We start from the raw sequence: 23,713 nt of genomic DNA on the forward strand, positions 1-23,713 counted from the left end.
TGGAGCAAAAAACATGGCCTTTAATCCGCCGCTGGGGAGTACCTCTCCCGCTGTGTTGCTCGATAACGCCACGCGCCTGGATAGGCTGGTCAACGGACAGCCGACGACCGTTCCCGACCGCGCCGGTGATCCGCTTTATTCGTGGCGGGGTATCCATCAGAACCTGATCCCACTGAGCCGTCAGTACATGACAATTGAGGCTGCGCAGGCTGATATTGCAAACATTATGCAGGGAAGCACAACGTTCATACGCAGCCAGGATAACGATTATCTTGCCTATGAAGTAATGAACGTTAACGGCATCCTGCAACCGACTGGACGGAAACAGGCCTCTCAGGAATTCATTGATATGGTCCATAACTTTGCGCGCGCGACAGATATGCGAACGCGCGGAATAAACACCGTGAGTCGTAAAAAAAGGCCATTGGATATTCTGACCCGGCAAGGCCGTCGGTTATTCTCAATCAATGAAAATGGTGAGAAAGAGTTACCAGGCAAATCCTTTGCTGATTACCTGAATATCTTGCGATCTCTTCTCGTCGGAACCTCATCAATTCGTCGGGCCAGAGCAGGCTATTTATTTAATCTGGTCATTGGAGGATTCAGGGTTCTGGCTGTTCGCGACGACGGCAACGCCACGCTTGAGTATCGAGGAATCCCGCTGGAAACCCACCAGGGGCTTTTGCAAAACACGTTCGGCGGGTTCGGGGATTCATTAACGGCGAATGGGCTGGATGGTAATGCTTATAACGCCAGGTCATGGCAGGTATGGGCATCATTGTTCAGCAACGGGCAGCTGCAGTATGTTGGCCAGTGGGCTACCGGCGGCTATACCACTGCCGATATGATCCGCGTCCACTTACAGCCAGCCATTGAAGCAAAGCCCAGATTCATTACCTTCCTGGGTGGTCGTAACGATGTTATTCAGAAAGATAGTGCCGGGAACTTTAAATTCACCATTGCAACAGTCACCAGCAATATTCGGTACATCCTCACCCAGTTTCGAAAGAATGGCATTATCCCGGTGGTGTGTAGCATGGCGGCACAGAACAACAGCGATCCGGCGCTGAAAGCCAGAGAAAACGCGATAAACGCTTTTACCCGCGCGTATGCAATTGAGCAGGGATTTCCGTTCGTTGATATGCGGTCAGTCACTGTTGATCCTGAAACCGACGGCTGGAAGGCGGGCTATAACGGCAAACTTCAGGATGGCTCTCCTGACCCATCACACCCTGCGCCACTCGGTGCTTTTCATATGGGTAAAGCACTGGAGGAAGCGCTGGCACCTTTCATGATGCCGGTTTATCCGCAGATGGCCATCTCCAACCCGGTCACGTCAGGAGGACCAAATGCCATTATCAACCCACTCTTTCTCGATATTGTGAATGGTCTGCCGTCAGGATGGGTTGTTGAAAGCGGAACCGTGTCATTAACCACTGATCCTGATGTCGTTGGTAACGTTCTGGTGGTGACTGGCGCCGGGAATACCAGCGCGCGCGTGTCACAGACTATCCCGGTTACGCCCGGTGAGCGCCGGAAATTCAGTTTCAGAGTGAAATTTGATGTAGATGAAAACGCGGCAACCGCCTGCTTTCTCGAAGCCAACGGAGCCAATATTGCCGGAATTCGCCCCTGGAACCATTCGACGGACGGATTCAGAACGTTCAGTTATGACGTGGTGATCCCGGAGGGGATGTCCGAAATGAAATTGACCATTGTAGCGAATGGAGCCATTACCAGCGTGGGCCAGATGGGATTATTAAAACAGGAGGAAGTATGATTCTTGTATGTGATGGCGTGGTAAATGCCGACGATCTGGAACTGGCCGAGCCTGAAATGATTCTGAATGACAGCGCCAGCATCGCGACTTACGGGATGCATGACCAGTATGATTCAAGCGGCAACGGGTATGATCTGGTTACCGGCAATGAGTTTACTGAGCTGGGGATGCGTACCGTCGCAGACAGTGCGCACGGTGCAAATACGGGGATCATTGAATCCGATGAAATGACGTTTGCGCTGTGTATCAATATGAATCAGCCCACCGTGTCGGGCCGTCTGTTCTCCAACTTATTTCCTGGTATCGCCCCGTTTGGTGGTCTGCAGCTGCGAATTGAAGCCGCTGGCACGCTCATTTTACAGGTGGCTACGGGGAATAGTGTTGAGTCGACTGTTCAGGTGAGCCACGGTGGCGCAGTAGGTGGATGGACACGCTTCACCGTATCGGTATCAAATACAGAAGCGTCTATCACCCGCGCAAGTGGAGAAAAACGTTCTTCTGCTATCACAGTTAGAAAGAAATCGACACTTCCGTTGATCCTGAATGGTGGCCAGAGCCCGGAACAGAACATGGGGCTTCCCGGCATAATGGGGATATTCGCTGTCTATAATCGCGTGCTGACCGATGCAGAGCAAACAGATGTTCGTAGTAAAATGAAAACTATCATGGCTATGCGAGGCGTGGTAGTGAACTAGAACAGATCTACATACTCTCATGAGCTAAATCCACCCGGTAACTCTTGCATACGGTTACCGGGTTGGTTTCATCTTGAGTGCATCCAGAAATATAAAATGAAAGCGAATTTCTTTACATTCCAATTCTAGACGTCAGTACCCCATCAGCTTCAGAAGCCGTATGCAGTTGAAGTACATCCCTGAACGTTCCTTCACATCCGACACTTCCGCTTCCTACGATACCTATAACAAGCTGGAACTGACGTCCTCTCAGGTCCGCAAGCGATCCCGTGACGGAACTGGCAGTCATGGAAAGTTTACCTCTCTCGTAACCTTCAACTTTGCCGGCAGCAACTTTAAATAACCCGGCTGCGGGTACGTAATCCTCATAGTGATTTGAATTAACCAGTACAGCACCGCCATTTCCTGCAGGCCATCCCGAATCACGGGTACCAAAACGCCAGGATTCTGCAGTCGTTTCATTGTTGATTATCATTGTCCGCATATAAGCCATTGCCAGACCATTTACAGCATAACCAAGCGTTAAACCATTGCCATCCGTTCTGTTGGTATCGCTAATACATCCAGCGATAAGGTAGCTTGATGATTTTTGTACCGTGATTTCCCCGCGGCTCAGTAGCCTGTTCCCACCGGCAGAGGAGATACGAACGTTAACCGAGCGTGATGTCGGGTTGTATAACATCTGTTCAGGCGGTACGCCATTAGCAACCGCAAGAAGATCGCCATTTCCCCCGGTCAGGTTATAGATTGTCTGCACATTTCCACTTCCATCGGTTTTGATACCAAAAGCGGGAGTGACAGAAACGGCTGTTCGCTCATACATGCCATTCAGCAATAAAAAGCGAAAACGCTCAAGACAGCCAGCCTCGTCAGGAATATGACCACCATCAGCAGTTATGCGTGCTTTATAGTTTTGAAAAAGGACTGCGGGATCAAGGATTGAGGAAGAAAGGTCCAGAGCGGCTCGCGCGCCGGAATAGACTTTACCTGTATTAATTGCAGCAACCATTATATTTCTCCAGTGAGGGGAAGACGATCCAGACATAACCAGTTATACAGAGGGAAAGGTGCGCCATTGAGCGTCACCCAACGTGACACGGTCTGTGAAGAATCCCTGAAACAGGTAAGCGGATACAGATTTCCATTGGTATGTGGTGTGGTATTGGTAAATCCGATTAACAGGACGTCATCAGGTGCGGGAGGCTGGTTCAGTTCAACGTGAATTGTGTTCCCATTGATAACAGAAACAGCCTGTACCGTGGCTGAGTTTTTCTCCAGGCTTATCCCGTAGTTCGGACAGTTGGCAATAAAATCTGTATCGATGATCAGTGGCGGAAAGGGAACATCACAGGCAAGCTCTAAAAGGTTTCCTGATAATGTAATATCCCTGACTTTACATCCCGTCCATGTTCCTTTCTTTTCGGTATCGTACAGATGCCAGTAGATTGCCTGCGCGGTATATTCACCCTGTAACACCTTGCCTTTTGCATTGATGTGGCTGAGTGACCCGTCGCTATATAGCCAGTTAAGCGGGTATTTTGGCCCGTACATGATTGCCGTATTCGGATTCTGACGGACATAAGTCAGCTGATCCACCGCGGGGATAGAGTAAGGCTGAACGATTACCGGGTCACCCTGGGCATTACCGGCTTCATCCACTGGCTGTGACCTTGTATAAAAGCGGCTTCCCACCTGACCGATGATGACAGCGAAATCAGTCGTCTGTCCGGAAATAGCCTTGAAATCAGACTGGAGACCGGAGAAATAGGTGTTTGCTTTGGTAAGGTAATCACCAGGTAAAAGATTGTCGCCATTATCGGAGTCTGTTTCACCGTGCTCAAACGTCAGAAACCGGAATGTATACGGCTTACCAACACCATCAGCGGCATCTTTACCCATCTGCACAAATTTCTGCCCGTTCTGATATGGGATTGTCCCTTTGCTGATTTGTTTAAATGAACGACCACCTGCTGCAAAAGGCGCATGAATAAATATGGTATTTCCTACCCCCTTATTCATCAGGACATCGTACATAGGTAAAATATTACCCTGCCGGTACGATGGATAATTCATATCGTTCAATGTGGATACGTCATCCTCATTCACCGCCTGTATATTTTTACCTTCAGGCCGTCCGTTCATCCCGGCCAATAACCGCCCGCGATAAATGGGATTACGATTAACAATATTCTGTCCGACATGATCCGCTTCCATGTTCAGAGACTGTCCACTTGAACCGCCTCCCTGAATTTCAGGTGCATCAAGCGGCATTTCACGTATTGACGGTACATACATCACCCCGGAACCAGATACTGCCTCTCCGCCAGGTAGATAACTGAAAACGAAACCGGAAGGCGTCAGTTTTTGCGTAGTCAGTACGGGACATTCTGACCAGACCACCTCTCCGCGCCATGCTGCTGCTGGTACACCGCCCACGGTTTTGATGGTCGCCAGTGATTCGCCAAGATTGTCCTGTAACGGGCCATCAATACCGGGAATATGGACCCCGCCATCATCATCTATTGCAAAAATGGCGGTTTTTAAATCGGCTGCAAAAACGACATGCTGGAAGCCAATAATGGTGCGGGAAAAGTTAGTGGAACATAGCGCGTTAAGCCTGTCCTGAAGAACATCATCAGTGCCGACAATACGTATATCACCATTGTCATTAATAGTCAGAAGACCATCAACGCCGTTTTGAGCCACAATGACATGTTGTAATCCCTGATAAAGATTTGCCTGTTGTTTGGGGATTAGCTGCTCAACATAATCCTGCAATGATGATTTAAGACCTGCGAGCCATAGCCCGAAATCGTTATCCAGTGCAAGCGCTGTTGCCGATGGCCCCTGTAACCCGGTTAAAATCCATTGCCACTCATCTGAGCTGTATTGTGACAGAATTGCTGTTTTTAGCTTAAGAGAAGCGATTTGTGCAGAAAGCTCTGCGGTGAATTGATCGATACCTGCAACGAATGCCTGTGAAGGCATCCTACGCCCGGTAGGTGCTAGTGCTCCTCCGCTGTTGATAACCTCGATAGCCAGTGCGCTATCATCCGGGCTGCGGTAATACGTGGTTGAGCCTTCGGGGATATTGGCAATATCCGCCTGAGCATCAGCCAGCGTCATATACTGCTTGCTCAGCGGAATAAGGTTCTGATGGATACCCCGCCACGAATAAAGCGGATCACCGGCGCGGTCGGGAACGGTCGTCGGCTGTCCGTTGACCAGCCTATCCAGGCGCGTGGCGTTATCGAGCAACACAGCGGGAGAGGTACTCCCCAGCGGCGGATTAAAGGCCATGTTTTTTGCTCCAAAAAGAGGCTTCGCTCAAACGAGGGTTTGAGCGAAAGCCCTGAGCTTTTTACAATCAGCTATTTCAAAGGGTTATATGATGCTGATTGGTTACGCCAGGGTGTCTACCGGGGATCAGAATCTCGATTTACAGAAAAACGCACTGATTCGAGCAGAATGTGAGCTGGTTTTTGAAGATATGGCCAGCGGGAAAAATGCCCGGCGACCTGGTTTAAAGCGTGCGTTACGCAGACTCAAACCGGGTGATGTGCTGGTGGTCTGGAAACTGGATCGGCTCGGGCGCAGCGTGCGCGACCTGATCACACTGGTATCGGAGCTGCAGGCGCGCGGAGTGAATTTCCGCAGCCTGACTGACTCGATCGACACGTCGACGCCTGCCGGCCGTTTCTTCTTTCATGTCATGAGTGCGTTGGCTGAAATGGAGCGAGAATTGATCGTCGAGCGCACACGCGCAGGTTTAGCTGCGGCGAGGGAGCAGGGAAGAGTTGGCGGACGTCGCCGGATAATGACTAGCGACGCTGTGGAGCATTGTCGTCGAATGCTCGCAAACGGAGCTACCCGACAGCAGGCCGCAGATGTGATTGGGGTTGGGGTAAAGACGATTTACAAATATTTCCCTGTAGCTGGCGTAGGGAATTTTGAGAATCAGTAATCGTCAGGGATGTTGGAGATACCGCCCCACACGATAATCAGGCCAAGTATAGTCATGGCAAATAAGGTTACAGATACGCCTGAGATGATTAAAAATGTCATATAGTTCCTTGAGGTGTGTGTTGTCATTCATTAGACAGCAGGAACTGTAGAAGGTTGTGAGCTTTACAAATTTCTGGCAATCGTTTTTTGGTTAAGTAAACGGCCAATGGCTATATGTAAGAGTTAGTTGGGAACCACCAAGTACTTACTCGGGAACCTCTTGGTAAAGAATTGCAGGGATAATCGGAGATAGTTTGAAGACTACTAAGATATTTCCCCGGAAAACATTGCCTCATCCTTATAAACTTAAGGATTTCAACGTGGTAAAGCCTGCTGCTATTACAAAGTAGCCAGCAAGATAGATTCATGGTACATGACAAGTAGAATGGTTCATTTATATAAAGAGGCTTCTCCTTCAGGACGCGTTTTGAATCTGCGATGCATCCACAGGTATTGCTCAGGGGCTCGGAGAATTTCATGCTCGATGATCTTATTCATATAACCCGCTGCGGCGACCTTGTCTTCCCCTGGATAGCCTGACAACGGATTGCTGATATACATGCGATAACCTTTTTTATCGCTACGTCGAATCATGCTAAGTGTGATCAGTTGTGCACCTGCGAGTTTTGACAGAGCATATGTTCCGTTCGTTGAGGCTGCTTTTTTTACCGAGAAAAAAGGTGCAAAAACGCTTCCCTTAGGCCCATAATCCTGATCTGGTGCAAACCACACGGCTTCACCAGCTTTCAATGCATGAACAAAACCAGATAAATTACGCCTATTAATCATCGCCTTATTTGAACGCATACGACCTTTTGTCTGTACCCATTCCATTAATAGATTATTGTGTGGGCGATACGTAGCCATCATAGGATGGCATAAACCCATTACTCTTCCACACAACTCAAGGGACATAAAATGAATCCCGACAACCATTACCCCTCTGGTCGCACCGGTCAGGTTTTCAAGCCCTTCGACATCAAACCATTTTTTGACTCTCGCATCACTCCAGAACCAGGCCATTCCTGTTTCCATCAGTCCCAGTCCGAGAGAAACAAAGTTTTTCTTGACCATCTGGTTTCGGGCAAACGGTGTCATTCCTGGAAAGCAGAGTTCGATATTTCTAATCGCAATTCCTTCCCGACGTTTCAGAAAGGGTCTGGATATTTTTCCAAGACCAGAGCCCAGAATATGTAAAACCGGGTAAGGAAGCTGAACGAGAAGCCACAGCAGACCCAAACCAGTCCAGGTAAGCCAGTAGCGGGGATGGAGTAAATTATAAGTAAAAGTCTGTGACATAAATTTCCTTAATGCTAATGGAGTTATAACGCAAAAGGGAAATGCTGAGAAAATTCGTCTTTAGCGATACTCATTCTTTTAGACAGTTTGAATTCGTATAAATTCAGAAGAAACAATTTCAATTACTGGCAACAGTTTTTGAATAGTCAGGGATACATTGTAAATCAGCAAAGTTATGCTGTTATAACTTCATGGGTTTTTCATTGATATTCAAGAAATTGTCTTCTGGATTCATCATCATCAAGGTACTCAAAAGAAAGAAGGCGAATTTTGGTAAGTTTATAAAACCACTCACAATCGTTTCGTTGAATAATTTCGCCTGGTTTGAAACATATCCCGGATGCCACCCGGATAATGGCATATTTACCATTACTAAACCTGACCCGGTGAATACAGAAAGGTTGGCCAGCCTGCCCGTGACAGCTGTTCGACAGGATACGTCCTTCAATAAAAACAGATTTTTTAGATTTCATTATCATACCCTCGACAACTGCAGTACAGGAGGAACGTTGTCATTTTCCGACATCACTGACGTTAAGTGGCAGAAGCTGATCAGCCGCCGATACACCAGCATTCTGAAGGTCTGAACAACAGTCCGCAGGCAGGGCACTCAAGAACCGCATCTTTTCTTAGCTTACCTGCTTTCTGATCAGCTCTGTGTGCGCATACCGGGCAGGCAACATGAACCGGTCTTTCTTTAAAATATCTGAGCCCTTTTGTATAAGACATAAATGATTCTCTGAGGAATACAGTAATTATTATACGCTTTGATATAAAAATAACTGGCATAAGTTATGTTAAGTTGTGTCTGAATCAGGATGTAAGATATTGAAAATTGAACGTCTGATTTATGATACACTATCCTTCCGTGAGAAATTTATGATGAAATCAGAAGACACCCTTGACTGGTATCCGGCACAACTACCGCCTGTGAAAATTATTCTTGGTGAAGCCGTGCTGGCTGTGGGTAAACAGGGCAGACCGATTAATACCCGCACCTTGCTGGAATACCTTCAGGTCATGCAGGACAAACAAAAAAGGCGGGATGACAAAATCGCCATGCAGACTGCGATTGATGTTCTCAGGGATAATCAGCGCATTAACGGCAGACGTTAATGCACCTCCGGGATCAGTGTCAGTTCTGAATGATCTCAACCGTATGGTTTTGTCCATCATCCTTCAGCAGTATTCTGTCATCAGGGAGGAGAACACCATCCAGCGTCACGGAATATTCTGCATCGCCGCGTGAGACACTAATCTGATAGTGGCTTTCACCATACTGATAAGCAATAGAAAAAGACGGCCACGCATCCGGTAATAGGGCATGAACACTAAAGTCAGTGCCGGTGCGTTTTATCCCCAGTAATTCCTCGGTAAGTAAACGCCAGGCCCAGCCTGCAGAACCGGTGTACCAGCTCCAGCCTGCACGACCAGTATGGGGAGCTACGCTGTAGACATCAGCACTCATGACATAAGGTTCAGCTTTATAAATCCCGACAGAGCCCGCATTGAGAGTATGATTTACAGGGTTGAGCATTGACCAGAGTTGCCAGGCACGTTTGGCATTCCCCATCCGGGCAAATGCCATCACGGCCCAGATGGCGCCATGAGTATACTGCCCTCCGTTTTCCCGCACACCGGGCAGGTACCCCTGTATGTAGCCCGGATTTGGACCGTGTCCGTCGAAAGGAGGCGTTAACAGTTTGATCAGCCCGCCTTTGTTATCCACAAGGTGCTTATCCAGCGCCTGCAGGGCCTTTGCGCACCGTCCCGGGCTCGCGGCGCCGGACAATACAGACCAGCTCTGCGCAATCGCATCAATCCGGCAGTCCTGTGAGGTTTTCGATCCCAGGGGAGTACCATCGTCAAAATACCCGCGCCGGTACCATTCCCCATCCCAGGCGTGGGCTTCGAGATTGCTTTGCAGGCGCAGAGCCTGTGAATGGCACATCGCGGCGACGCTTTCATCCAGCCTGCGCTCCGCCAGCGCTGCAAACCGCTGCAAAATGTCGTACAGGAAGAAGCCCAGCCAGACGCTTTCACCTTTGCCTTCGATACCCACCCGGTTCATCCCGTCATTCCAGTCACCAGCCCCCATCAGCGGCAGGCCATGCTCCCCGAAGCGAAGTCCATAGTGAATAGCTTTGACGCAGTGTAACCAGAGTGTCTCTTCGGTGCCGCTGATGACCGGCGTGTCATAGACAGACTCTTCACCAGGCTGAAGCGAGCGTCCCTCCAGATAAGGAATGCGTATTTCCAGTGCATCCATATCCCCCGTCGTTTCAACATAGTGGCAAACAGCAAGCGGCAGCCAAAGATAGTCATCGGAACAGCGGGTACGCACACCGTTGCCGTGTGGCGGGTGCCACCAGTGCTGCACATCCCCCTCGATAAACTGCCGTGATGCACAGAGTATTATCTGTTCACGCATCCGGTCCGGAGCAGCGTGGCTCAGAGCCAGCGTATCCTGCAGCTGATCGCGAAAACCAAATGCACCGCCAGACTGATAGTAGCCACTCCGGGCCATAAGACGGCAGGCGACTGTCTGATACAACAGCCAGCCATTAACCAGTAAATTTACGGACGTGTCGGGGGTGTTAACTACGATTTTATCGAGAACATTGTGCCAGTGATTATGAATCCGGTTCAGCTCCTGGCGGACCGTATCCTCGTTCATGTAGCGGGCCAGCGTCTCCTGAGCACAAACATCATTCTCCTCTGCGCCGAGGATAAAAATAAACGTCCTCTGGTCCCCGTCAATTAATGTAACCGCCGATTGCACCGCTCCGCAGGGATCCAGACCGGCCCCCGTCTTACCAGAAAGCTTTTGCAGTTTCATAGCCGAAGGGGCGTGAAGGGAACCATTACGGCCAATAAACTCCCGGCGGTCCCCTGTCAGAGAACAGTCATTACCGCTGACGGCAAAAAATGTAGTTCGGCCGCCACCATTATCACCATAAAAGTTATTCGCAAGTATCCCGCAGCCGCCGGGCGTTCTGGCCACATGTGTCACAATGTGAGGGGCTGAGCGCGTTCGTGTTTCTCCGAGCGTCCACTCTACATAGCCTGTGACGGAAAGTTGACGTGTCCGTCCCGAAGAGTTACTGAGCGTCAGGAGCACCAGTTTAACCGGATCTTCTTCAGCAACCAGGACCGTCAACTCGCTGTCTATACCACTCTCACGATGGGCAAAAACGCTGTAGCCAAAACCATGGCGGGTCAGGTAATCACCGTGTCCGCGAACAGGTAAAGCCGTCGGCGACCAGCACTCCCCGCTCTCTTCATCGCGCAGGTAAAATGCCTCGCCGCTGCGATCGCTCACCGGATCGTTCTCCCACGGCGTCAACCGGTATTCATGGGCATTCTCATACCAGGTATAGGCCTGCCCTGCCTCTGAGATCACACTGCCAAAACGAGAATTTGCCAGTATGTTCGACCAGGGAGCCGGTGTAAGCGCATTTTCCCGAAGGACGATCTGATACTCCCGCCCATCCTGAGAAAATCCACCGTACCCATTGAAATGGCATAACTGACTGGTATCAGGGCTCCAGTCCGTATGTTGATTACGCTCGCGCACAGCACGCGGAATGAATGCCCTTGCCGGCGATTTCAGGGTATGAATACGCTGGTTAAGCTGCTCATTAATCCCCCCTGCGCGGTCATCAAGATAAAGACAGGCCACGCTCATCAAAAGCAACTTATCCTCAGCGGAGAGATGCTCACCGTTGCGGACAAAAAGCCCGCCCTTTTTATCCAGCAGACTGGCTTCAGACCCGGCATAAATTAACTCCATAATCTGATTTTGTAATCCCTGCTGGTAGCCGCCGGGGCTGTTATTCAGGATAACTAAATCAACATCCAGCCCTTTCTGTCTCCAGTAACGGTGTGCCTGAATCAGTGTGGTCACTGAGGTGATACCTTCCTCGCTGGTTATACTCAGCAGCACTATCGGCAGATCCCCTGAAATTCCCCAGCCCCACAGTCCGGACTGGCCACGCCGGTTGCGGCCGATCGCCTGGCCTTCGGCGCGCAGCTCCTGGACAGGGTAAAGCACAGCGCTGGCGAGACTATTGAACAACGTGGCATCATCTTCACTGGCGTTCATCTGGCGCAATACCACCAGACTGTGAGACCAGGCCAGTTCAAAGACGCGATCGGCGATAGGGTAATCGCGATATTTCTCCAGCAACGCCAGGCTCTGCTGACGGGTCTCGCTGATGCCATAAATGATATCAATCGTAACCGGCTGCCCCGGCTGCAGAATAATGGCGTTGCGAATTGCCAGTATCGGATCCAGCACCGAGCCCGACGTGTTGCCTAGCATCCCTCCCGTCTCTATTGCCTGTGCATTCGCAGGGTTTCTGCCACGTCCAATAAACCTTGCCCTGTCCGTTTCAAACGACACGTTATGTCGGTTATCGCCGTGCACCACCATCATGTGAAACAGGCAAGGGCCCGGTTCATCCGGTGAGCGCGGGCGCCGGTGGCAAAGAATAGCGTCACGCTCAGGAGCCAGCTCAGTCTGAATAAACAAATTGCTGAATGCCGGGTGTGCCAGATCGCTGGCATCAGGTGCCAGTACCACTTCAGCATAGGTCGTCAGCTCCAGAGAGCGAGGCTTGCGACCACGATGAATCAGTGTGAGCCGTCGCAATTCAACATCATCCTCCGGAGAGATCACCACCTGAGTTTTGACGCTGAGTCCCCCTAAGCTGCGTCTGAATTCTGCCCCCGCATCGGTGAACAACACTTCCTCGTCTTGTCCGCTGGTGTAGCCTGTTGGTTGCCAGGTATTGCTCCACACATCTCCCGTCTGGGTATCGCGGATGTAGCAGAAAGCTCCCCAGTTATCACGGGTGGTATCACTGCGCCAGCGCGTTAGTGCAATATCATTCCAGCGACTGTAACCGCCGCCGCCCGCGGTCAACATCAGATGATAATGGCCGTTGGACAGGAGTTGAATATCCGGGGCGGGGGTATCCACGCTATAGAAAATACGGGGTTCATAGCGAACGGGTTTGACCATGCCCTCATGAGATTCAAAATGACGGCGCGGACTGTACAGATCGACCGCATCCGGCACGCGCTCCTGTAACAGCAGACTCGCTGACCGGAATACCGTACTGGACATAAAGCGTTCAGTCATGGGGGCATCAAGCAGCACATGAGCCAGCGCCTGAAATGCCATACCCTGGTGATGCGCCATCCAGGACTGTACCACCGCATAGAGCTGACCGGTTGCAAGACGTGAGGGGGTATAGTCCAGCGCTTCATAAAAACCGTATTCTCCGCATGCACCATTTTTTTGCAGCCTGAACAGGTTCTCACAAGCTTTCTGCGGGGAAACCATCAGCGCCAGCAGCGTGGCGTAAGGAGCGACAACCATGTCATCGGCAAGTCCCCTGCGTAGACCGAGCCCCGGTACGCCAAATGCCTGATACTGATAATTATGCTGAACATCAAAAGCATGATAGCCAGACTCTGAAACACCCCATGGTACCCCGCGTTCTTTCCCCCAGTGAATCTGGCGCATAACCGCCGACTGACTCATTTCATCGAGCAGGCTGCCGGGCCAGGTGGGCATCACCAGATTCGGCATCAGATATTCAAACATGGATCCGCTCCATGACATCAGGGCCGTTTCATTATCAATCGTGGTAAACAATCGACCCAGTGCGTACCAGCTTTTAAGAGGTAGCTGATTAGTCGCAATGGCAAGAAAACTGGTCAGGCGGATTTCAGACGGCAGGAGATCGTAGTGGCTCTTGTCAGGCGTATTCGTGTCACAGTTATAACCGACGCTGAGCAGACTGGTTGCTTCACTGTACAGAAAGGCGAAATCCATCCGGGCATGCTCATCCAGCCGCTGTTCCAGCTCGGTGATAATATTGAGTCGCATTCGGGCCTGCTCCGCCACTGACGCCGGAGGCGTTTCTGTACCGGTTAATGTCGGACGGGCAAGCTCGCTCAGCGTCGGCAGCGTCTGCTCATTCCAGGATACAGGTAACCAGCCAAGCAACAGAGACCACTCATGGCAAAGCTGAACCAGTTGATGCTCCAGATGTCCTGCCCAGCGCATCTGAAGAGGTGACCCCTGATGGCATAACATGGTCAGATGGTTGCACTGGGTGCGCATGTTTTTCAGTTCGCTGATAAACGCCTGCGGAGAGAGCGACACCGCATTCAGGCAATGCTTGCGCAGCAGTCTCAGGCTGTCAGGTGGGTTCTTACCCCACTGTTTTTCCAGAATATCCAGCGTATCGTTCAGTCCTGCCAGTATCTGTTGGCTGCTTAAAACAGGCTGATGACGCATGGCGGACAGCCCTGCACGCAGCGTCAACAAATGCCCGGCCATGTTGCCGCTGTCGACGCTGGAGATATAGCGTGGACTGAGGGGGGCCAGCGTACGGGTGTCATACCAGTTGTACAGATGGCCCCGGTAGTGCTCCATTTTATCCAGCGTGTCGAGTGTGAGCGACACGCGCCGGAGCACCTCTCCGCCGGGCAGGTAGCCAAAGTCCCATGCCGTCAGGTTAGCCATTAGTGAAAGACCAATATTGGTAGGAGAAGTTCGGTGTGCCACCGTCGGTTGTGGTATTTCCTGATAATTATCAGGCGGAAGCCAGTTCTCTTTTTCTGTGGCAAAGGTTTCAAAAAATGCCCAGATTTCACGGCTTGTCTGGCGTAACAGCTGTTTTTGTTCCTGACCTGGCGAAAAAACCTTACGCACGGGCTGACGACTCAGCCAGCTCATCAGCAACGGCGCCACACACCATACCAAACCGATCGGTAACACAATCCCCAGCAGCTGGGGGGCCAATTTTCCGGTCAGAATTATCAGCGTCACGCCACCGGCAACATTCAGCCACATCGCCTGATAAAAACGTGCAACAGTGGATCTGGCCTGATTGCTGTCCTGGCTGTGGCTGACCCACTGGCTGAGGTGACGCCTGCTTATCCCCAGTCGCCATAGCGTCACGGCGATCGCTTTCAGCGAATATCCGGCTTCGTGTGGCAGTATCGCAAAATTAAGACCGATACCTGACAGACGCTTCAGCGCGCCCGCCATTACAAGTAACAGATGCGGCTTCAGGCGACGGCGCAGAGGTTTATTGAGAAGGTCATGGGTGATGCAGAGGAGGGCTGGCAACAGCCAAATCAGTGACAGTATGCACAGCCAGTAAACCGGATTGGGAACCCAAAGCAGGGTGAAGTAGAGCAATACCACTAAAGAGGGGGCGACCAGGCTGCGACGCAGATTGTCGAGTAATTTCCAGTAAGAAAGCGCGGTCAGTGGATTCCGGGTACGGGTTCCATCGGCTTTTCTGACGTGTGGTTTCAGCCAGTTAAGCAGTTGCCAGTCACCCCGGATCCAGCGTGAACGGCGTGCAACGTCCGACAGATAATTATTAGGGTACTGTTCGTAGAGTAACACCTCACTCAGCAGACCCGAGCGCGCATAGCACCCTTCGAGGAGATCATGGCTGAGAACCAGATTTTCCGGGCAGGTATTGGCAGTGGCCTGCATAAAAATGTCAACATCGTAAATCCCTTTGCCCACGAACGACCCTTCCCCAAAGAGATCCTGATAGATATCCGAAGACATCATAGAATAGGGGTTATTACCCGGTATGCTGCTGCGCAGGGCGGCGTAACGCCCCTGACCGTTACGTGGTATCTCCTCAGCAAGACCGGGTTGTAAAATACCAAATCCTTTGACCACCCTCTGGCGTACCGGATCATACTCTGGCGTATTCAACGGATGGGCCATCGCCGCGACCAGTTTGTGAGCCGTATCGCGCGGTAACACCGTATCACTGTCCAGGGTAATGACGTATTTTATGTGACCCGGTAAAAGGTGGGCAGGCATGTCTGCAACGCTGACGAATTGCGTTCCGGGATGGCGCAACCAGCTGTTCAGTAACGCCAGTTTTCCCCGCTTGCGTTCATAGCCCATCCACGCTCCTTCCGAGGGGTTCCATTCAGGCTGACGATGTAACAGATAAAAACGTGGTCGGCCGGAGGGGTAGCGGCGATTCAGCACCTGCGTATCAGCGATAGCCTGTCTGAGCAGCGCGTGACTTTCCGGCGAGGGTTCATTTTCAGAATCTGCAAAATCAGTGAGCAGCGCGAACCTGAGATTTTCGTTTTCATTCCCCAACCAACAGACTTCAAGACAGGAGAGGAGCTGGCTGAAACTTTCGTGGCTGGTCAGCATGCAGGGGATGACGATCATGGTGGCACTGTCAGCGGGAATGCCGGTTGAAAAATCCATCCCCGGCAAGGGGCGAGGAACGCGAAAACGGGTGGTTGCGTCACTGAGTAAATCACTCATTAACTGAGTTAAAGCGATAACCAGAGGTAATATCACCGCGATTAACAACCAACCTGCGCCCTGCATGGCAGTTTCGTGCAATATTGCCGCGGTCGCTGCGGTTGTCAACAACGCCAGGCTACCAAGCCATGACAGCAGGGTTATTCTGTTGAAACTGTGCCGCAAGCGTATGAGTCTTGAGGTGTCTGCCAGGAGATGTATATCCAGTGCCTGTCGACCTTCGCCGGCGAGATAATAACCAACATGATGTTCCGGTGTATTGGGGGCTTTTCCCTCTGAAAGCGCCAGCACCCTGTCAGCAACCTCAGGCTCGCTGAGCCCACTGTCTCTGGCCAGGACCTCAACTATGTGCCGGTAATGATCCCGGGTATTGAAGTGCATCCGGGGATAGATACCGGCAGGATCATTGCTTAATACCTGTTCGACGACGCTTATCGTTTCGGCGAAATCAGCCCAGTCCGTTTCACCCAGTAATCGCAGACCTGCGATGCTGTTACTGACAGACAGCTGGCTGGCGGCAAGCTGTTGATTGAAGTTATTTATGAGAATGTCAGTGGTGACTCCCTGTTCCCGAAGGCACTGATCAACCCAGGTAAGAGGTAACGACAGCGCGTTGCCGTGACCCTGCAGACGCCGCACCAGTTCTGCGACAAACGCGCTGGATAACGGAGGACGGGAGCGCGCCAAATCGGCAACCACCATAATTAAATCACCAGGCGCACTCTCTGCACATTCGAAAATCCTGGTTATCCACGTATCTGCCAGGTTTCTGTCCTGTTGCGCTTTTATCACTTCCATACTGATACGACGAAGATTTTCAATCAGCGCCAGTCGAAGCATTCCCGGTAATGCCCAGACTTCACCCAGCGTCAGCGGCGTCACCTGTTGATAGGCAGCGAGATAGCTGGTCAGACTGGTGGCATCCCAGCGGCCATCACCGTGAGCAATGGCCTCTGATGCGATATGATAAATTCTTGGGCAATTCAGCGGCGACATCAGCGACGGGAGACCTTTACCAAAACTTTTCGGCAAGTGCTGGCGGACGGTACGGATTTGTTCCTCAATCAGATAATAATTGTCCAGCAACCACTCCCCGGCGGGCATGATACTGGTCTTTTTACCTGCATTAAGCTCATAGCAGTTTTGGGTGATAACGGCCTCATTGTCGCCAAGCCGTTTCAGAAGATAATAGGGATGTTTATCCGGTGATACTTTATGGGTCCGCGCCAGCTTCTGACCATAGCGTTCCATCTGGGCAGTCGAAAAGAGTTCTGACCGCGGAGTGCTTTCGCTTGCAGGATCGTTCGCCGAAAACGTTACGTTTTCGGCAGCATTCACCGGAATACGGGAGCGGTTAAACCACGCTCTGGGGTTCATTTTCATAGCATTGCTCTGATGCGACATTAGCGCGCAGGAGCAGTTGCGAAATCAGTTCAGAAACGTTCTCTCAGGATGGGCGTAAGGCATCAGGGATTTAACAGCTGCTGGGATTTAACTTAAGTATAGAAGATGGTTCTGTCCACGGCGGATCAGTTGATACTAGCGCCGTGAGATAAACAGGGCTTTACACCGTGGGCAAAGCATGGCCTGATTGCGCCGGATTTTTGCCATCGGTTGAACTGATTTGAAACCACAAACAGTGCAGACAACAGTGGCAGTAGATGCACCGCTGAAGAATTTCATTGCGTAATTGATAATAGACATAACCATTAACCTTTCAATGAATGAACTTCACCGTATCACATATGGTTAAGTTTTGATCTGTTTATTTTGTGACCCTGAAATTCAGGAGAGGTAAATGTTCGCAGCCACAGGCCCTCTGGGACCATTGATCCGACAGAATTCTATGCGGCTTCCTGGGTCGCGGGAGTTAACGGCTGAAATGTGAAGCAGAACATCTTTTCGCCCATCTGAAGGGATGATGAGGCCTTTACCACTGAGAATGTCAAAGCTTTTGACAATGCCTGTCATTTTATGGGACAAGTCGATTCCTTATTAAAAAAACGTAAAGACTATACATTCAAAATAGTATATTGCCACACTTAATTTTCCTGCAGGACTTCTGGATGGCTAAAAAATAATTTGCGTATTAGTATCTCCCGTGTCTTAATGAATCCTGTTAGTTCAATGTACAAACGAACGTTAAACATTTTCTGGTCAGTTCTCATTACCAGGCGCTATCGCTGATATCCCCTCCTTTTGAGTCATACCTTTAATACTATACGTTTACTATTAATACTATCATGTATAACGGGAGTCAGTATGTCCACAAGAATTAAAGGTTTGGTAAAATGGTTTAACGAAGATAAAGGTTTTGGTTTCATTTCACCTCTTGACGGAAGCAAGGATGTCTTCGTCCATTTTTCCGCACTCCATGGTGAGAATTTCAATACCTTATTTGAAGGGCAGAAAGTTGAGTTCGCCATGCAGAGTGGTGAAAAAGGGCCTGCTGCTACAAACGTAATACTTTGCGATAAATGAAGATTTGTGGGCCCGCGACAACGATGAAGGATTATTCCTGAGTAGACAGGTCCATAAATTAAATCAGAGAAAGTCGGTTGTTTTTTTAATATCAGGTCAACATGTTTTTCGCAATTATGAGTGTGCTGACCGATGTGATGAAGTGCAGGACTGCTGCCTGAAAGCCTGAAAGCCTGAAAGCCTGAAAGCCTGAAAGCCTGAAAGCCTGAAAGCCTGAAAGCCTGAAAGCAGAAGCTAACTGCTTGTTAAATAATAAAGTGCGTAAGAGACGAGACTGCCTTCGAAAGCATCACGTCCCTGATTGTATTTTAATGGCATCGGCATTTAACATCACTGATAGAAGAGAGTGACGGGAAAGACTAACAGAATTATGGTGGCATATGATAAAAGTACTCGTTTTCTTTAATACCGAATCCTGTAAAGTCATGACCGTTCCGGAGGGTACATCCTCAATCAGACAGGAATACCCAAACGGTGAAGAAATACATCTACAGATTATGTCTGCAGGCTTTCCTTCATTAACCGGTGATCATGATGTTATTTACGTGGCCTCTGACAGACAGTTAATGTCACAGGAAATACTCGATGCGTTCCGGAAATATTTATAGCATTTTCGTTATCTTCTCTGCTTCAAATTGAATTGCGTATTTACCCTATTTATCAGAAGCGAACAAAAAATGAGTTAAAATCTTTGTGGCTTGCTAATAGCAGGCCTTTTTTTTACATGTTCATTTTTAATAATCGTTCTCATATAAGGAAGTCACTCTTTGTGTACTGACAAAATGCAGATATCTTTCTAACCTGATGACTTTGCTGCTGGAATGTTCATCATGCACGACTGAAGCCGCGAGTCATGGGGGGATACCTAAATATTTACCGGGAGGAACCCGGCATCATATTGATACATCCAGACAATGCAACAAGGGCTTTTTCACCGGATATTCCGTTTTCTGACCCAGTAAGTTATTATCGAAAAATTATTATTTATTTCCGCTTTTGGCATTAGGCGTACGTCTGGCTATGTGCATTTGATTGCCTCAATCAATTATTCCCCTGATTTTTCACATTTCTTACGGCGCGCGTCACTGCATGCCAGATAAATTTGTCTGCGGGCACGGTGCCATTCGCAGCTAACTCCTCTGACTCTTTCCCTCCAATGTCCTGTCTCATCCATTATCTTGCTGCTTCTGGCGACAGTACCAGAGGCTGGTGGTCGTGGATATCTATTAGACCTTTTTCTGTTGCTGCGGTGACGATCAGAAAGCCTTCTGTTTCGTCTCCACGTTCAAATGGTGTGCTTCCGATTGCAGCCATGAATATCGGCTGGCCATCGGCGCGATGGATAAAGTAGAGTGGGTTGCTTCTTGTCACCTTCTTTCTTCCATCCGAAGCCCCCATCAGTAAAGCAGATCGCCCGGCCATGTTGCCATAGCGCCTTAAACATCCTGCAGGTGGCCACAGTTTCAACACGCGCGTTAATCAGTGGAGCCTTATCCCACCACCCGGGTGCATAACCCCAGAAGACAGGATCGATATGCAGTTGTTCGTCGCGTTCGCTCAGGAGCAAAACTTTTGTACCTGGCGACACGTTGTACCGGCCGATTGGTTCGGGGTCATAAGCGATATCCCGCTCAGCTTCTTCAGCCAAATAAGCCAGGTACTCTTCACGGGTTTGTGATTGAGCAAAGCGTCCGCACATGGTTACCTCCCGTTTGCAGACTGAAAGTATAGAATGTGTGGAGGAGTAGGAAGAGAACTCCGACAGCAATCAAACTGATGACTGTCGGAGCTAACGTTAAAAACAATGTGTACAAAATTGTGTATTAAAGACAGGAATATCGAACAATTTTAAAATTTAACTCATTGTTTTTAATTGATAAAGGTTTTTGCTTTGTAGGTGCTATCGTAGGGCATACCATTCCTTATGTTTCAGTGGGTTAGCCATGGCTCCTAAAATATCCGAGATCACGTTGACGATAATGACCAGCGCGCCGATCACCATCACTCCGGCGGAAATCGCCGCGTAATCCTGCTGGCGGATAGCGTTGATCAGCCAGCGCCCCAGCCCCGGCCAACTGAAGACCATTTCGGTAATCATTGCCAGCGTTAACATAGTGGAGAACTGCAGCCCCAGGCGCGGGATCACCGGCGGCAGGGCGTTGTGCAACACGTGGCGGTGGAGAATCGTCCTGCGGGTGACGCCACGGGTCGCCGCGGCTTTAACATAGTTTGTATCATAGACTTCGCTGGTACTGATGCGCATCAGACGGATCACTTCGGTGGTCGGCGCGACGGCCAGGGTTAACACCGGCAGGACCATATGTCGTGCGGCGCTAACGATCATCTCATGGCGCCAGGGTGAATCGGATAGCCAGGCATCAATGAGCGCGAAACCGGTCACCGTTTTTACTTCGTACAACAGATCAAAGCGGCCGGAGACAGGTAACCAACCCAGCGTTAGCGAGAAGAAAAGGGTAAACAGCAACGCCAGCCAAAATACCGGGATAGAGAAGCCCACCAGCGCCAGGGCGCTAATGAGCGTATCCGGCCATTTATTACGCATGATCCCGGCAATCATTCCCACGGGAATGCCGACCAATAACGCAAAACCAAATGCCAGAATGCACAGCTCCATCGTTGCCGGGAAGACCACTTTCAGCTGTTCGGAAATCAGCTGGCCGTTGATGCTGGAGACGCCAAAATCCCAGTGCAGCACCCCTTTAAACCAAAACAGCCAGGCATTCCACAGCGATGCGCCCTGCAGCGGCGCGTGCGGCGTGAAATAGCTGAGACTAAAGCCGATAAAGGTGAGGAAAAACAGCGTCACAAGCAACAGCAGCAGGCGGCGCAGGGTAAAAATAATCATGGTTTTTTCACCTCTTCTTTTTCGCGCGACACGCCTGCGAAGGAGGCGTTGCCAAACGGACTCAGCACCAGTCCTTTCATATCATAACGATAAGCCTGCAGCCGCAGCGAAGAGGCCAGCGGCAGCACCGGCAGCTCGCGGGCGAGAATATGCTGCGCCTCTTTATAGGCTTCGATGCGCGAGGCCAGCTGCTGCGAAATCAGCGCTTTCTGTAATACCTCATCAAACTCGCGGTTGCACCAGTGGGCGAGGTTGGTCTGCGAACCAATCGCCGCGCAGCTTAACAGCGGGCGGAAGAAACTGTCCGGATCATTACTGTCGGTGGCCCAGCCGGAAAGCGTTAAATCGTGGCTCATGTCCATCAATCGCGCCTCCTGGAAACGGCCTTCAACAGGAATAATAATCACTTTGACACCCACCTGCGCCATATCCGCCTGTATCAGCTCGGCGGTTTTCAATGGGCTGGGGTTCCACGCCTGGGAACTGGTCGGCACCCACAGTTTTAAAGTCAAATTACTCAAACCCAGGGCCTGCAGGCGACGACGCGCCTCCGCGGGGTTGTATTCGGTAATTTTAGCGTCGTTGTCGTAGGCCCACGAGGCGCGAGGCAGCATCGAGGCCGCGGTTTCCGCGGTGCCGTAGTAGATCGATTGCATCAGACGCTGGTTGTTGATCGCCAGCGCCAGCGCGTGGCGAACTTCCGGGTTATCCAGCGGCGGTTTAGCGGTGTTGAAAGCCAGCCAGGCGATATTCATACCCGGGCGCAGCGTCAGACGCAGGCGCGGATCGTCGCGCAGGATGGTGAGCTGGCTGGCGGCCGGCCAGGCGAGCACGTCGCATTCGCCGGTCAGCAGTTTTGACAGACGACCGGTGCCGCCGGAACCGAGATCCACTACCACCTGAGGCATCAAGGGTTTGCCGCGCCAGTAGGCCGCGTGGCGCTGCAGGCGGATGTACTGCCCGGTGCGATACTCTTCCAGCTTAAACGGACCGGTGCCGACGGGCTCGCGGTCAAGTTGTTCTTCGCGGTCGCTTTTGGTCAATTGCGCGGCATACTCCGCCGACATGACCGAAGCATAGTGTGTTGCCAGATGCCACAGGAACGAAGCATCCGGCCGTTTCAGGCGAAACTCGACGGTATGGTTATCCAGCTTACGAACGCTTTCTACGGTATCGGCGAACTGCAGGCTATCAAAATAGGGGAAGCTACTGCCGTTAACGCTGTGCCACGGATCGTCGCGGTTAAAGATGCGCCCGAAGGTAAAGATGACATCATCAGCGTTAAAGGCGCGGGTCGGTTTAAACCAGTCGGTGGTCTGGAACTGGACCTTATCGCGCAGATGGAAGCGGTAGGTGGCGCCGTTATCAAGCACTTCCCAGCTTTCCGCCAGTTCAGGTACCAGACGATAGGTATAGGGGTCGACGTCGAGCAGGCGATCGTAGATCTGGGCGGCTAGGGTGTCGACAATCAGGCCGCTGCTGACTTTTTGCGGGTTAAAGGTATTTACCTGTCCGCTGACGCAATAGACAAATCCGCTATCGCGGATATCGGCATTAGCTGGCAGCGCCGGAGTCAAGGCCGGTGCGGCAAAAGCCTGCCCGCACAGCATCGAGGCTGCCGCTAAAAGAGAGGACAATTTCAGGCGCATATTTTCTTTTTGATCATAGAGCAGAGCTCTATCTTATTAATATTAAATGACATTTACCACCACCTTTACGACATCGAGGGGGATAATGCGGTCAGCGGCAGCGCATGTTGTCCAGCCAGTTGGTCAATTTAGTGTCGGAAATAAACCAGTATTATGAAACATGGTATCTTTTTATCGCCAATTTCTCCAGTTAGCCATCTGCTGGCGTTCTGCAATCGGCGGGCGCGAGTGGCGGGGATCAGAGCGGAAGGAGCTGATTGTAGCGGGCAATATAATCTTTTGGCGTGATCTCCAGTTCTCCGCCGTCGCGATGGATGGCGACGAAAGTACGCAGTACCAGTCCGCTTTTACGTTCTGATATTTCCCAGCCTTGTTCGCTGTAGGCATCACGCGTGGAGCGCACGCAGAGATCCGAGAAAATCATCATTAAAGAGAGGGCTGGGGCATGATGATTTTTCATGGTGTGGATCAAACTGGCATGGGCGGCATAGCGGGTTAGCGTATGAGAATTAACCGGAATCACGTGAATTTTCAGTCCATTGAATATAATTGCCGCCGATGATAATTCACATTAAGACATCTTACCAGTTACATATTATTAAC

17 protein-coding genes and 1 pseudogene are annotated in these 23,713 nt (G+C 50.6%); 6 read left to right on the top strand and 12 right to left on the bottom strand.

What is annotated here, in order from left to right; all coding sequences use genetic code 11:
- Positions 1 to 13 precede the first annotated feature (13 nt).
- Positions 14 to 1,780: a GDSL-type esterase/lipase family protein gene (locus tag PGQ95_RS05910; protein WP_320482702.1), complete on the top strand. Its 1,767-nt coding sequence runs from the start codon at positions 14 to 16 to the stop codon at positions 1,778 to 1,780.
- A complete protein-coding gene (locus tag PGQ95_RS05915) occupies positions 1,777 to 2,475 on the top strand; it encodes a LamG-like jellyroll fold domain-containing protein (RefSeq protein ID WP_320482701.1) in 699 nt (232 codons plus the stop codon). The genes PGQ95_RS05910 and PGQ95_RS05915 overlap by 4 nt, the downstream gene beginning before the upstream one ends.
- Positions 2,476 to 2,587: 112 nt before the next feature.
- Here PGQ95_RS05915 and PGQ95_RS05920 read toward each other — a convergent pair whose 3' ends face one another.
- Positions 2,588 to 3,484, bottom strand: a complete 897-nt coding sequence (locus tag PGQ95_RS05920; RefSeq protein ID WP_320482700.1) for a hypothetical protein — start codon at positions 3,482 to 3,484, stop codon at positions 2,588 to 2,590.
- The gene (locus PGQ95_RS05925) at positions 3,484 to 5,775 is read right to left on the bottom strand and encodes a hypothetical protein (protein ID WP_337071908.1); all 2,292 of its coding nucleotides are present in this window, start codon (positions 5,773 to 5,775) and stop codon (positions 3,484 to 3,486) included. The genes PGQ95_RS05920 and PGQ95_RS05925 overlap by 1 nt, the downstream gene beginning before the upstream one ends.
- Positions 5,776 to 5,866: 91 nt before the next feature.
- On the opposite strand from PGQ95_RS05925, the gene PGQ95_RS05930 reads away from it, so the two are divergent.
- Positions 5,867 to 6,439, top strand: a complete 573-nt coding sequence (locus tag PGQ95_RS05930) for a recombinase family protein (protein ID WP_224108436.1) — start codon at positions 5,867 to 5,869, stop codon at positions 6,437 to 6,439.
- Positions 6,440 to 6,870: 431 nt separating this feature from the next.
- On the opposite strand, the gene lpxP is transcribed toward PGQ95_RS05930, so the two are convergent.
- The 3 genes from lpxP to PGQ95_RS05945 all read right to left on the bottom strand — a co-directional run bounded on the left by lpxP (position 6,871) and on the right by PGQ95_RS05945 (position 8,568).
- Positions 6,871 to 7,779: a kdo(2)-lipid IV(A) palmitoleoyltransferase gene (gene lpxP / locus PGQ95_RS05935; RefSeq protein ID WP_047053427.1), complete on the bottom strand. Its 909-nt coding sequence runs from the start codon at positions 7,777 to 7,779 to the stop codon at positions 6,871 to 6,873.
- Between the two features lie 200 nt (positions 7,780 to 7,979).
- Entirely contained in the window at positions 7,980 to 8,252 is a 273-nt protein-coding gene (locus PGQ95_RS05940) for a hypothetical protein (protein ID WP_023279061.1), read from the bottom strand.
- A gap of 79 nt (positions 8,253 to 8,331) precedes the next feature.
- The gene (locus PGQ95_RS05945) at positions 8,332 to 8,568 is read right to left on the bottom strand and encodes a YnfU family zinc-binding protein (protein WP_353888876.1); all 237 of its coding nucleotides are present in this window, start codon (positions 8,566 to 8,568) and stop codon (positions 8,332 to 8,334) included.
- A gap of 93 nt (positions 8,569 to 8,661) precedes the next feature.
- Here PGQ95_RS05945 and PGQ95_RS05950 point away from each other — a divergent pair, with 93 nt between their 5' ends.
- The gene (locus PGQ95_RS05950) at positions 8,662 to 8,895 is read left to right on the top strand and encodes a hypothetical protein (RefSeq protein WP_004132711.1); all 234 of its coding nucleotides are present in this window, start codon (positions 8,662 to 8,664) and stop codon (positions 8,893 to 8,895) included.
- A gap of 19 nt (positions 8,896 to 8,914) precedes the next feature.
- Here the strand turns inward: PGQ95_RS05950 and PGQ95_RS05955 are convergent, their stop codons facing one another.
- The 3 genes from PGQ95_RS05955 to PGQ95_RS05965 all read right to left on the bottom strand — a co-directional run bounded on the left by PGQ95_RS05955 (position 8,915) and on the right by PGQ95_RS05965 (position 18,097).
- Positions 8,915 to 17,497: a GH36-type glycosyl hydrolase domain-containing protein gene (locus PGQ95_RS05955; protein ID WP_320482703.1), complete on the bottom strand. Its 8,583-nt coding sequence runs from the start codon at positions 17,495 to 17,497 to the stop codon at positions 8,915 to 8,917.
- A gap of 156 nt (positions 17,498 to 17,653) precedes the next feature.
- Positions 17,654 to 17,824, bottom strand: coding sequence for a YnfU family zinc-binding protein (locus PGQ95_RS05960; protein WP_306305617.1), 171 nt, complete (start codon positions 17,822 to 17,824; stop codon positions 17,654 to 17,656).
- A 75-nt stretch (positions 17,825 to 17,899) separates the two neighbouring features.
- Positions 17,900 to 18,097: a cold shock domain-containing protein gene (locus PGQ95_RS05965; RefSeq protein WP_430917284.1), complete on the bottom strand. Its 198-nt coding sequence runs from the start codon at positions 18,095 to 18,097 to the stop codon at positions 17,900 to 17,902.
- 279 nt (positions 18,098 to 18,376) lie between these two features.
- On the opposite strand from PGQ95_RS05965, the gene PGQ95_RS05970 reads away from it, so the two are divergent.
- Positions 18,377 to 18,595 carry a cold shock domain-containing protein gene (locus PGQ95_RS05970; protein WP_023279058.1) on the top strand — a complete coding sequence of 73 codons (219 nt, stop codon included), beginning with the start codon at positions 18,377 to 18,379 and terminating at the stop codon, positions 18,593 to 18,595.
- Between the two features lie 380 nt (positions 18,596 to 18,975).
- A complete protein-coding gene (locus PGQ95_RS05975; RefSeq protein ID WP_072051401.1) occupies positions 18,976 to 19,203 on the top strand; it encodes a hypothetical protein in 228 nt (75 codons plus the stop codon).
- Positions 19,204 to 19,636: 433 nt separating this feature from the next.
- On the opposite strand, the pseudogene PGQ95_RS05980 reads toward PGQ95_RS05975, so the two are convergent.
- From PGQ95_RS05980 to PGQ95_RS05995, 4 genes and pseudogenes are all read right to left on the bottom strand, one after another.
- A pseudogene (locus tag PGQ95_RS05980) lies at positions 19,637 to 20,294 on the bottom strand (SOS response-associated peptidase).
- A gap of 201 nt (positions 20,295 to 20,495) precedes the next feature.
- Positions 20,496 to 21,461, bottom strand: coding sequence for a putrescine export ABC transporter permease SapB (gene sapB, locus PGQ95_RS05985; protein WP_015366265.1), 966 nt, complete (start codon positions 21,459 to 21,461; stop codon positions 20,496 to 20,498).
- A complete protein-coding gene (gene sapA / locus PGQ95_RS05990; RefSeq protein WP_087859384.1) occupies positions 21,458 to 23,110 on the bottom strand; it encodes an ABC transporter substrate-binding protein SapA in 1,653 nt (550 codons plus the stop codon). The genes sapB and sapA overlap by 4 nt, the downstream gene beginning before the upstream one ends.
- Before the next feature lie 238 nt (positions 23,111 to 23,348).
- Positions 23,349 to 23,633 carry a hypothetical protein gene (locus PGQ95_RS05995; RefSeq protein ID WP_015366267.1) on the bottom strand — a complete coding sequence of 95 codons (285 nt, stop codon included), beginning with the start codon at positions 23,631 to 23,633 and terminating at the stop codon, positions 23,349 to 23,351.
- Between the last annotated feature and the right edge of the window lie 80 nt (positions 23,634 to 23,713).

Origin of the sequence: Klebsiella sp. 141240, from assembly GCF_050600805.1 — a bacterium.
Lineage (GTDB): Bacteria > Pseudomonadota > Gammaproteobacteria > Enterobacterales > Enterobacteriaceae > Klebsiella > Klebsiella aerogenes.